This window comes from Bacteroidales bacterium, from assembly GCA_013314715.1.
Classification (GTDB): Bacteria; Bacteroidota; Bacteroidia; order Bacteroidales; family GWA2-32-17; genus Ch61.
In genome coordinates, this window is sequence record JABUFC010000036.1 from 1 (window position 1) to 12,196 (window position 12,196).

Annotated in this window: 8 protein-coding genes; 3 read left to right on the forward strand and 5 right to left on the reverse strand. The window is 35.6% G+C overall.

The window, feature by feature from the left end; translation table 11 throughout:
• Nucleotides 1-2,284: endopeptidase La (gene lon / locus HPY79_09065; GenBank protein NSW45948.1), on the reverse strand; the 2,284-nt coding region annotated here is incomplete at its 3' end.
• 66 nt (nt 2,285-2,350) lie between these two features.
• Nucleotides 2,351-3,538: a GlmU family protein gene (locus tag HPY79_09070; GenBank protein ID NSW45949.1), complete on the reverse strand. Its 1,188-nt coding sequence runs from the start codon at nt 3,536-3,538 to the stop codon at nt 2,351-2,353.
• 170 nt (nt 3,539-3,708) lie between these two features.
• Here HPY79_09070 and HPY79_09075 point away from each other — a divergent pair, with 170 nt between their 5' ends.
• Genes HPY79_09075 through xdhB form a run of 3 tightly spaced genes read left to right on the forward strand, consistent with a single transcriptional unit; the run spans nt 3,709 to nt 8,227 of the window.
• Complete coding sequence (locus HPY79_09075; protein NSW45950.1) at nt 3,709-4,470, forward strand: XdhC family protein; 762 nt, start codon at nt 3,709-3,711, stop codon at nt 4,468-4,470.
• A gap of 12 nt (nt 4,471-4,482) precedes the next feature.
• Nucleotides 4,483-5,916, forward strand: a complete 1,434-nt coding sequence (gene xdhA, locus HPY79_09080; GenBank protein NSW45951.1) for a xanthine dehydrogenase small subunit — start codon at nt 4,483-4,485, stop codon at nt 5,914-5,916.
• 4 nt (nt 5,917-5,920) lie between these two features.
• The gene (gene xdhB, locus HPY79_09085) at nt 5,921-8,227 is read left to right on the forward strand and encodes a xanthine dehydrogenase molybdopterin binding subunit (GenBank protein NSW45952.1); all 2,307 of its coding nucleotides are present in this window, start codon (nt 5,921-5,923) and stop codon (nt 8,225-8,227) included.
• Between the two features lie 28 nt (nt 8,228-8,255).
• On the opposite strand, the gene hisF is transcribed toward xdhB, so the two are convergent.
• Genes hisF through HPY79_09100 form a run of 3 tightly spaced genes read right to left on the reverse strand, consistent with a single transcriptional unit; the run spans nt 8,256 to nt 12,174 of the window.
• Nucleotides 8,256-9,026, reverse strand: coding sequence for an imidazole glycerol phosphate synthase subunit HisF (gene hisF, locus HPY79_09090; protein ID NSW45953.1), 771 nt, complete (start codon nt 9,024-9,026; stop codon nt 8,256-8,258).
• Between the two features lie 3 nt (nt 9,027-9,029).
• Nucleotides 9,030-9,647, reverse strand: a complete 618-nt coding sequence (gene hisH, locus HPY79_09095) for an imidazole glycerol phosphate synthase subunit HisH (protein NSW45954.1) — start codon at nt 9,645-9,647, stop codon at nt 9,030-9,032.
• Nucleotides 9,648-9,687: 40 nt separating this feature from the next.
• The gene (locus HPY79_09100; GenBank protein NSW45955.1) at nt 9,688-12,174 is read right to left on the reverse strand and encodes an N-acetyl sugar amidotransferase; all 2,487 of its coding nucleotides are present in this window, start codon (nt 12,172-12,174) and stop codon (nt 9,688-9,690) included.
• Nucleotides 12,175-12,196 lie beyond the last annotated feature (22 nt).

Genomic DNA, 12,196 nt, shown 5'->3' on the forward strand with positions numbered 1-12,196 from the left:
TAGCTCTTTTAGCTGCAAGAATTTTTTCTTTTATACCACCAACAGGGAGTACTTTGCCTCTTAAAGTAATTTCACCAGTCATAGCTATATGTGAAGCAACCTTGCGTTGTGTAAATGCAGAAGCAATAGAAGTCACCATCGTAATACCTGCCGAAGGGCCATCTTTGGGTATCGCTCCCTCGGGGACATGAATATGCACATTCCATTTCTCAAATACTTCGGGATTTATTTCTAATTCTTCAGCATGAGCTTTAACCCACTCATAAGCGATAACAGCCGATTCCTTCATCACCTCGCCTAAATTGCCTGTAATAGTAATATTCCCTTTTCCTCTGCTAAGACTTGTTTCTATAAAAAGAATTTCGCCACCAACAGCTGTCCATGCAAGACCCGTAACAACTCCTGCTGTTTCGTTACCTTCGTATTCATCATTCTCAAATTCTGGCGGTCCTAATATTTCGCGAACCTGAGTTGTACTAAGTTGTTTCTGGTATTTTTCTTTTAATGCAATTTTTTTAGCAATAGAGCGTATTACTTTTGCCAATTTTCGTTCTAAATTTCTTACTCCCGATTCGCGCGTATAATCTTGTATAATTTGTAATAGTATTTCGTCAGTAAACTTTACTTGCGAAGGTTTTACTCCGTGTTCCTTAAGCAATTTAGGTATAATGTGATGTTGAGCAATTTTTACTTTTTCTTCGGCAATATATCCACTAACTTCAATCATTTCCATACGGTCGCGAAGTGCAGTACTAATAGTATTTGTTTGATTAGCAGTAGCAATAAACAATACTTTCGACAAATCGTAATCGATATCTAAATAATTATCGTGGAAAGTATTATTTTGTTCGGGATCGAGTACTTCAAGTAGTGCTGCCGATGGATCGCCTCTAAAATCGGTTCCCACTTTATCAATTTCGTCAAGCACAAAAACTGGGTTCGACGAATTCGCTTTTTTAAGACCATAAATAATTCTTCCTGGCATGGCACCGATATAGGTTTTTCGGTGTCCACGTATTTCGGCTTCATCGTGAAGTCCACCCAATGATATGCGGACATATTTACGTCCTAATGCACGTGCAATAGACTTGCCCAATGAAGTTTTTCCCACACCCGGAGGTCCATACAAACAAATTATCGGAGCTTTTAAATCGCCCTTTAATTTTAAAATTGCCAAATGCTCGATAATGCGATCTTTTACTTTTTCAAGCCCAAAATGATCTTCGTCTAATATTTCTTTGGCTCGTTTTAAATTGAAATTATCCTTTGTATATTCATTCCATGGCAGTTCAAGTATGAGTTGTAAATAATTGAGTTGAACTGAATATTCGGCAGCCGAGGGATTCATCCGTTCAAACTTTTCTAATTCTTTATAAAAAATATCGGCTGTTTGTTTTGACCATTTTTTCTTTTTCGCCTTTTTCTTTAGTTCTTGTATTTCTTGCTCAAAAGGATTTCCGCCAAGTTCTTCCTGAATGGTTTTTATTTGTTGTTGAAGCAAATATTCCTTTTGTTGACGGTCGAGATCGAGTTTAACTTTTTGTTGGATATCGTTTTTTAACTCAAGCATCTGAACTTGTTGAACAAGCTTTTCGAGCAATTTCATCCCTCTAGCTTTTAGGTCGTTAAGTTCAAGTAAATGTTGTTTATCGTTTAGCTTTAAATCGCTGCTTGAGCAAATAAAATTGATAAGAAAATATGCATTTTCGATATTACGAATAGCAAGTGAGGCCTCAGATGGTATATTATTCGAGAGTTTGATAATTTTTAAAGTAAGGTCTTTTAGCGACGATAACAGTGCTTCGTATTCTTTATCATTGGTTTCGGGTTTTGTTTCGGGTAATGCTTTAACTTTAGCAACAAAATAAGGTTCTTCGCTAAGATACTGTTCTACCTGAAAACGCCCTTTGCCTTGCAAAATAACGGTAGTCGTATTATCGGGCATCTCGAGCGTTTTAATAATTTGAGCATAAGTTCCAAGACTAAACAACTGTTCAGGTTTAGGATTTTCGTGTTTAGGATTTTTTTGAGCAATGGTTCCTAAAATTTTATTGGTACTACCTACTTCTTGTATAAGTTTAAGCGACTTATCGCGTCCTACTGTAATAGGAATTACCACACCTGGAAAAAGTACCGTATTTCGAAGTGGTAAAATTGGCAGATTTTCGATTTCTTCTATTTTTTGATTTGGATCTAATTCTATTTCTTCTGATAAGATTGGAATAAATTCAGATTCGTCTAATTGATGCATACCGTATCCCATAAAAATATTTTTATTTATCATTAAAATGCTGTAAAATTGTCAGTTTTCAAAGCAGAATTATATAATAGGCAATTCGTGTGCCAAATATTAATAGTTTCTAAATTGTTCGGTTTTTTTGTAGATCCATTGCAATATTTCTTTTTCAATGGCATTAAACTCTTTATTTCTGCGTTCAAATACCAATTTTGCTGTTTCTATTGCTTTATCAAACTGATAATGTGTATATCCTTGTGCTCCGCCCCATGAGAATGAAGGGACAAACGAGCGATGAAAGCCATCGCCAAAAAGGTTACAAGCAACCCCTACAACTGTTCCTGTGTTAAACATTGTATTGATACCACATTTAGAATGATCGCCCATAATAAGGCCTGCAAATTGAAGACCCGTTGAAATAAATTTTTGTTGAGGATAGTTCCACATTTTAACTATAGCATAATTGTTTTTCAAATTGCTATTGTTTGTGTCAGCGCCTAAATTACACCATTCACCTATAACGCTATTACCTAGAAAACCATCGTGCGCCTTATTGCTATAACCCAATATAACACTGTTATTGACTTCGCCTCCCACTTTTGAATAAGGACCAATAGTCGTGGCACCATAAATTTTTGCTCCCATTTTTAATGTGGCATGTTCGCATAAAGCGAAAGGACCTCGAATAAGACACCCCTCCATAATTTCTGCCTCTTTGCCAATATATACAGGTCCCTCGGAGGTGTTTATAGTAGCCGCTTCAACTTTAGCACCTTCTTCAATAAAAACCGAATGAATATCGCCAATCAAAACATTTGTTTTGGATAAAGTTTGACTTATTCGATTTTGTGTAATAAGCTTAAAATCGTTAATAATTTCTGAATCATTTTTCTTAAATATGTGGCAAAAATGAGTAATTAAATTGGGCTCAAAATCAATATTTTCTATGCTAAAGCTGGTTTTGCTATTTAAAAAAGCAAGTGTATCATCGTGATTCAATCGAGCTACAACAAAGATACCGTTAAAATAATATTGCTTACCTAACGGTATATTTTTTATAAAAGATAATAGGTTATCACTCGGTAAAAGTGCACCGTTAATAATTATATTATCGTTGTCAATTGTTATGGGATATTTTTTATGAAGGTGCTCTTTAGTAGCATAAGAAATGGACGCATTGAGATATTGCTGCCATTTTTCAGAATTTTTTAAAATACCTATTCTTATTTCAGCAACTGGTCTTGTAAATGTAATGGGTAAAAGTTCATCCCAAAGTTCTGTATCAAGAAAAATAAGATTCATTTTTTTTAAGGCAAATTTACATCAAAATTTTCACTTCGCCTATAAGTACTAATTCATATCCATTTTTATATAAAAATCTAAAAAAAAATTATAAAAAAGCATTATCGCTGGTCATGCATTTCACGTTTAAAAAAAATGGTTTAACTTTGCTTTAAATATAATTAAAGTATATGTTGAATATTTTTGAAGAAGTTGTTGCCGCACAAAAAGAAAATAAAAAAGCCGTTCTTTGCATTGTAATAAATAAGGTAGGCTCGGGTCCTCAAATACCTGGATCTAAAATGATCGTTTACGAAGATGGTAGCATAAAAGGCACTATTGGCGGTGGAAATATAGAACTGACCGTGATAGAAAAAGCCAAAGAACTCATGCGTCAATCGGTAGCTCAAAAATTAACTTTTGATTTAGAAGACGACTTATCAATGGCATGTGGTGGCTCTATGGAAGTCTATATCGAAACCATCAACCCTCTTCCCGATTTGTTTATTTTTGGTGCCGGGCATGTTGGAAAAGCGGTTGCACAATTTGCTTATAAGGTTGGCTTTAACATTCACCTTATAGACCCCCGCGAAAACATTTTTAGCGATGATGAGAAAAACCTATATCATTGCATACAAGAAGACTATTTAAAAGCCATCGATTCATTAAACATTCATAAAGATAGCTATAACATTGTTGTAACTCCACAACATGCATTCGACGAAGCATTAATTGCCGTACTTGGCAAAAAAGAATACAAGTACCTCGGCATGATTGGAAGTACCAAAAAAGTAGCTTTATTAAAACAGCGATTCTTATCTGAAAATATTTTATCTTCAGAACAATTAGAAAAAATTGATATGCCCATTGGTATTAAAATAGCTGCCCAAACGCCCGAAGAAATTGCTATTAGCATTCTTGCAAAGCTTATAGACGTTAAAAATCAACATTAGAAACAAACTACCATGCAGAACAAAATTGCATTCATATTAGATCAAGAATTACAAGAAATAGATTTTTCGGTATCGAATGATATAAAGCCTACAACCACGGTTTTAAACTATTTACGAAAATTGCCTCACCATAAGGGGGTTAAAGAAGGCTGTGCCGAAGGTGATTGTGGTGCTTGCACCGTAGTAGTTGCTGAACTCGATAACAAGCAACATATTCGTTACAAAACCATTAACTCGTGTCTTGTTTTTTTACCGCAAATACATGGTAAATGGCTTATTACAGTCGAAAATTTAGCTCAAGACACATCGTTGCATCCGGTACAAAGCTCATTAGTTGAAACTCACGGCAGCCAATGTGGCTATTGCACGCCCGGCATTGTAATGTCATCGTTTAGTGTGTATAAAAATCACCCCACACCCAGCCGTCAGGTAATAGAAGATGCTTTAGCCGGAAATTTATGCCGTTGTACCGGTTATCAACCCATTATCGAAGCCATCGAAAAAGCATGCAAACAACAAGGTATGGATCAATTCAACGAACTCGAAAAACAGATGTTGCCCTTATTGCTCTCTATCAATAAAAACGAAACCATCGAGATAAAAACCCCTCAACAAATCTACTTAAAAGCCTTTACACTAAACGAAGCGATGCAAATACGCCAGCAACATCCCGATGCACTTGTTATTTCCGGCTCAACGGATATTGCTTTAAGACAAACCAAAAAGAAAGAGTTATTATCAAAAATCATCGATGTTTCGCAAGTTAAAGAACTTCATTTCTTCGTTGAAACAGAACACGAATATCGTATTGGTGCAGCATTAACGTTGGAACAACTTAAAATCTATTCTTGTCATAAGTTAGACGCCCTACACGACATGTTGTCGGTGTTTGGCTCTTTGCAAATCCGCAACTCGGCAAGCATTGGAGGCAACATCGGTTCTGCTTCACCCATTGGCGACACCCTTCCTGTGTTGTTTGCCTATAAGGCAAAGGTCAAACTATCATCATTGACAGGAGAACGCATCATGCTGCTCGAAGATTTTATTATCGGCTACCGCAAAACTCAGTTAAGAGCCGACGAGCTAATTTGCGAGATTATTATTCCTAAAGATGAACAAGCAATCGTAAAGTCCTACAAAGTTTCGAAGCGACACGACCTCGACATTTCAATCGTAAGTGGCGGATTCAGTATAACATTAGAACAAAACAAAGTAACCTCTATCATTTTAGCATTTGGTGGCATGGCAGCCTACACCCAGCGTGCCAAGGAAGTCGAAGACTTTTTGATCCATAAAGAATGGAACGAAGATAATATTATACAAGCCCAAGCCCTTTTGTATAAAGCATTCACGCCTATTTCCGATGCTCGTTCGGGCGATGAATACCGCCGTTTGGTTGCAAAAAATTTACTTATGAAGTTTTTTATTGAAACGACTAAATCATAGTATTATGTCAGAAAATATTCATCACGATAGCTCCATAAAACATGTTACCGGTAAGTCTATTTACATTAACGATATTGAACAAAGTCGAATGTTGTTAGGTAAAGTAGTATATAGCCCTCATGCTCATGCCAAAATTAAAAAGCTTGATATATCTAAAGCTCTCGAAGTTAAAGGTGTTCATGCTATACTCACAGCAAACGATATTCCGGGTGAAAACCAAATGGGTCCTGTAGTTCACGATGAGCCTTGCTTAGCCAAAGATGAAGTTAATTTTATAGGGCAAGCCGTGGTTCTTATTGCTGCCGAAACCGAAGAACAACTCCATGAAGCAGAGCATGATATTGTTATCGAATATGAACCTCTTCCGGCGATTGTCGATTTAGAAACCGCTATTAAACAAAATACATTAATTGCTGCACCACGTCTGATTAAACGCGGAAATCCTGACGAGATTTTGGGCAATGCTCCCCATATTTTATCGGGCCGTTTGCGAACCAATGGACAAGAGCACTGGTATCTCGAAACACAATCGGCATTAGCCATACCTCGCGAAGATAATGAAATATTGATTTATGCTTCATCTCAAAACCCCAGCGAAACACAAGCCATTGTTGCCGAAGTGTTGGGTATTCCCAAAAACGAAGTCGAAGTTGAGGTAAAACGCATGGGAGGTGCTTTTGGCGGAAAAGAAACCCAAGCCAATCATGTAGCGGCATGGGCTGCATTACTTGCTAATAAATGTAAACAACCGGTTAAAATTCATCTTTTCCGCGACGATGACCAAATTATGACCGGTAAACGACATCGATTTATTTCTAATTATAGCATTGCTTTCGACGATAACGGTAAAATTCTTGCCTATAAAGTAGAATTAAATGCCGATGCAGGAGCTGCCACCGATTTAACCATGGCTATTCTCGAGCGAGCCATGCTCCATGCTGATAATGCTTATTATTTACCTCATGTCGAAATTGTTGGCAAAGCATACAAAACAAATCTACCATCCAATACGGCATTCCGGGGTTTTGGCGGACCTCAAGGCATGGCTGTCATTGAAAATGCTATTGACCGAATAGCTCGTTATCTAAAAAAAGACCCACTCGAAATAAGAAAAATAAATTTTTACGACGAAGAATATCGAAATATCACGCCTTACAACCAGGAAATAAAACTCAACCGCTTACCTGTACTGCTCGAAAAAATTATAGCTTCTTCTGAATATGAACGCCGACGAGTAGAAATAAATCGGTTCAATTTAGAACATCGTTTTCAAAAACGAGGCATTGCTCTTACGCCTGTTAAATTTGGCATCTCGTTTACCACCTCATTTCTCAATCAAGCCGGTGCTTTGGTTAATATCTATACAGATGGAAGTGTATTAGTAAATCATGGTGGTACCGAAATGGGGCAAGGTCTAAACAGCAAAATTCAACAGATTGCTGCTCTTGAACTTGGTGTAAGTAGAGAAAAAGTAAAAGTAAACGCTACCAACACATCTAAAGTCCCCAACACATCGGCAACAGCAGCCTCATCGGGCAGCGATTTGAATGGCATGGCAGTAAAAAATGCTATGGACAAACTCAAAAAACGTCTTACTCCTATTGCCGTTGAATTAATTTGCCAAACTTATCAAACCAATGACATAAAAGAAGTAAACATTGTATTCGAAAACGACCTTGTTTACGACAAATACTATCCCGAGCTTACCATCCCATTTACAAAGTTGGTACAAACATCGTATTTAAAACAAATTAGTCTTAGTGCCACGGGTTTTTACAAAACACCCGGTATTTATTTCGACCGCGAAAAAGGCACTGGACAACCTTTTTATTATTTTGCTTATGGCATGGCTGTTTCTGAGGTAGAAATCGATGTTCTTACCGGAAAATATACCCTCATAAGAACCGACATTGTGCACGATGTAGGTAATTCTATACTCAAAGGCATTGACATTGGTCAAGTGCAAGGAGGTTTTATTCAAGGTGTGGGCTGGGTTACCACCGAAGAATTGAAATGGAACGAAAAAGGTTATTTATTAACTCACTCCCCTGATACATACAAAATTCCAACAGTACACGATATTCCAAAAATATTTAATGTAGCCTTGCTCGAAAACGCTCCTAACGTGGGCACTATTCGCCAGAGTAAAGCCGTTGGCGAACCTCCTTTTATGCTTGCCTTTTCGGTTTGGTTAGCCATTAAAGATGCTATTTCAGCGATTGGCAACAATCAAAAAGAGCCTGAAATAAGCCTTCCCATGACGACTGAACAAATATTGCTATCCATCGAAAAGATTAAGGGAACCTCATAGTTTCATCTTTTTTTTAGAAATTTAGATGTTATTTTGTAATAAGACTTAACTGTTCACAGATTTTTTTACCAGGATAATTAATTAAAACACCACGATTTTTATCGTTGTAAATAAAAAAACTTCCAGCAGCTAATCCATTTACTTGCACACGACTATATAATTCTGTAAAATGTTCTATAGTTCCAGCTCCTCCCAGTGCAACCACAGGAATCTGAATGGATGATGTAATTTTTTCGAGCAATGCTACATCGTATCCGTTCATTTCGCCATCACGCTCAATAGACTGAATAATTAATTCGCCAGCCCCCATTTGTTCCATATATTTAGCAAATTCTAAGGGTGTTTTGCCCGTTGCATGTTTTCCGTTATTAACATAAACTTTTGGCTTGCCCCAAAAATCATTTTTTACATCGATACATACCATGATGGTCGATGAACCAAATCGATTGGCAGCTTCGTTAATAAATTTGGGATTGAAATATGCTTCGCTTCCAATAATTACCTTTTCGGCTCCCGCTTGAATAAGCTCCATTATTTGATGGCAATTTTTGATACCTCCACCAACGCCAAAAGGCATATTGGTTTCATCGTTGAGCAAACGAACCAGTTCGGATGATATACATCGATTTTCGCGTGTTGCATAAATATCTAAAACAATTAATTCGTCAGCAAACGATTCATTGAAAATACGAATAGCATTGATGGGATCGCCTATATATCGGTCTTCTTTAAATTTTCGTGTTTTAATTAAATGCTTATTTTTTAGCAATAATACCGGTATAATGCGAGGACGATACATAATTTACAATTGTAAAAAATTAGAGAAAATAAGCTTACCCCACTCATGGCTTTTCTCGGGATGAAATTGCACACCCAAAATATGGTCTTTTTCTACAGCTGATGCATAAGAATAACCATATTGTGTTATCGCTTTAACATCGTTAGATTCTGTTGTTTGCCAATGGTACGAATGAGCAAAATAAAATTCCTTTTGATTTAGTTCGCTGGTCATTATTTTACTGTTACCTATTAATTCAATAGTATTCCATCCCATATGTGGAACTTTTAATCCATGCATATTATCGAAACGCTTAACAGTAGCATTGAACCAACCAAACCCTTCTGCATTTCCTTCTTCGCTAAAACGTGCCATGAGTTGCATACCTAAACAAATACCTAAAATAGGAATGCCTTGTTCTAACACAGCTTTGTTTATATTGCCCCACAAATTCATTTGTCGCAATTGGTAAACAGCTAAGCCAAAATGTCCCACACCAGGTAATATGATTTTTGAGGCATGGAGTATATCGTCGGGCATGTTCGTTACCACTACTTCGGCATGAAGCTTAGTAAGCATTTTGACAATGGAGTTTAAATTGCCCATTTTATAATCGATCACAACGATTTTAGCTGAACTCATGTTTGATGTAAAATAACTTTAAGCAAAGATAATCTTTTTTTTATTTTACAAAGAGTTTTCGATACAGCTTATACCAATAGTTTAAAATCTTATAATTATTGGGATATTGATAATACCAGCGAGGCTGAGCTTTAATTATTTCGTCCAATTCTTCTCGTTTAATCTCAAACTTTTTACAGATATACTCGTTAAGGTTTTCAACTTCATCTATTTTAAACGTAGGTTGTTTAAGTAATTCAAGAGCTTCTTCACGTGTCATTAAATTCATACAGATAAGCGACGAGAACGTGGCTTTTCGATAATCGATATTAAACTTTACAGGCAACAAATACGATTGCACCCAAGCTGTAATTCTCGATTCATAATGCTTACCTCCATAATGACGCCAACCAAATTCATTTTCTAAAATTTTTCGAGCCTCGTCTTTATTGTAATTGATATAGTTCAATAAGTATATTATTTTGATTTGTCGAACAAACTTATAATAGCTTTCGTGCCAAAAACCAAATAAAGGAAAACGTTTTAACTTACCTTTACCAAACTGACGATGTATGTACTTAAGATATTTTATATCTTTAGCGTTATAGTGCCATATTCGTGGCAAAATGCCTTCGGAGACATAGTTGCCACCGCTCACAATATATTTCACACCGTGTTTTGCCGCCACCTTATGTAAAATAGCTAAAATAGCTATATCGGTGGGTGTTTCTATTTCGGGTATCGAAGCTTTCAAAAAAGCTAATTGCAAATCGCGAAACTCGTTCCAATCGAGCACATAGCTTTCGTAGTCCATTTCGAGTTTATCGAGCAAATCTTTAATGTTTTTTACAGAGATTTCCGAATCCCAACCATTGTCCATATGTACAGCTAAAACCCGAACTCCATATTTTTTTAATAAATAAGCAGTATAGCAACTATCAACCCCACCACTAATACCTAAAACACAATCGTATTTTTTGTTCTTTCCCTTTTCTTTAATTTTTTTGATAATATGTTCTAACTTAGTTAAATCGTTCGAAGTATTAATTTTATGAATGGTTTCGTTTAAAAACGTAGTACAATGATTGCAATACCCGTGTTCATCAAACGTAATTTCGGGGTCCGAAGTATCCATAACGCAACGGGTACATTGGCGGTAAGAAAGATGTAAATTGCTCACTTTTCTATTATCCTCTGAACGATTCAGTACTTCATTTTTCGTTAGCGTAAGATTCCAAACAATTTCAGCAAGTTTCTCTGTTTGTTTTTTGCGTGAGTATAGCTCTATATTTTTTGTATTACATTTTATTTCACCTGTTTTTATAAATTCATCATATAATTGGGTTAGTAAAACTTTTAAATGAGAGGTGTTTTCGACAATATAGCCGGCATTGGTTTCTTTAATCAAATCTTCTTGCATGAAGTGACTTAGACCTTCTACTTCTTCAAGATTATAATATTCTTCTTTAAGTTTTTGAGCTTCTGAATCATACGAAAAACACAATAATATGGATCGTCTAATACCAATATAATCAAAAATTTTGGTGCCTATAATAGAATAATCATTAAATAACAACATTACATTATCTTTTGCCAATATGGGTAACAACTGTTCATTTTGTATTTTTGGGAATAAAGTAACACATGGAACTAAATTTGGATTTTGATTATTTATCCAATCTTTCAATTGATCGGCAATATTAATTCCGTAAAAATTTAGTTTTATGCGAGCTTGAGAATGCTCTGAAATGAAAGCTGAAACTACTTTTAAAAAGGGTAGTATAGGATGCCAAGGATAAATAGTTCCTACAAAACCAATGCTAAAATATTCTGTTCTTTGTTTAATGCTACTGACTTTAGCAACAGCTTCAGGATCGTAACCATTAGGAATAATAGCAAAAGATTTATTCGTAATTAAAGTTGAAATTTGATATTTAACAAAATCAGAAACTGTAATAATTAACGATACATTTTTTAAATATTTTTTTTCAAAATATTGATTCCATTTTTTAAATAAATTAGAATTATTTTTTTTATTTTGTGACCACGGATCGCGATAGTCGGCTATCCAAGGAATATTGAATTCTTTACTTAAATTAGAAGCATATTTAAATAATATAAAAGGGTCGCCGGTAGCAATGATAGCATCTACTCGATTATTTTTTAAATATTCACGTGCAGCACGATATAAGCCCGATTTAGGACCGATATTCCATATCCATTGAGCAAATTCATAAAAAGCGGATATTGATTTCCGAATAAAACTTAACCGTTTTTCACCAAATTTAAGCATTAAGCGATTGGCTAAATTAGGTTTATAAGGCGTGCAAATAAGAGTACCTAAATCTGACTTTAAAACAATGGTTTCTGCCGATTCGCTTGCCTCAATATAATCTAAATGATTGCCATGTTTATTTGCCCACTGACGAGTAATAACCACCGGTTCTACATTATATTCGTGTAAATATTTATACCAAGCATAAGGTCGTAATCCCCCAACCGAAACATAAGGCGGAAAATCGTATGCTAATATGAGTAGTTTTTTCATTTTAAATTATTAAAACAAATAT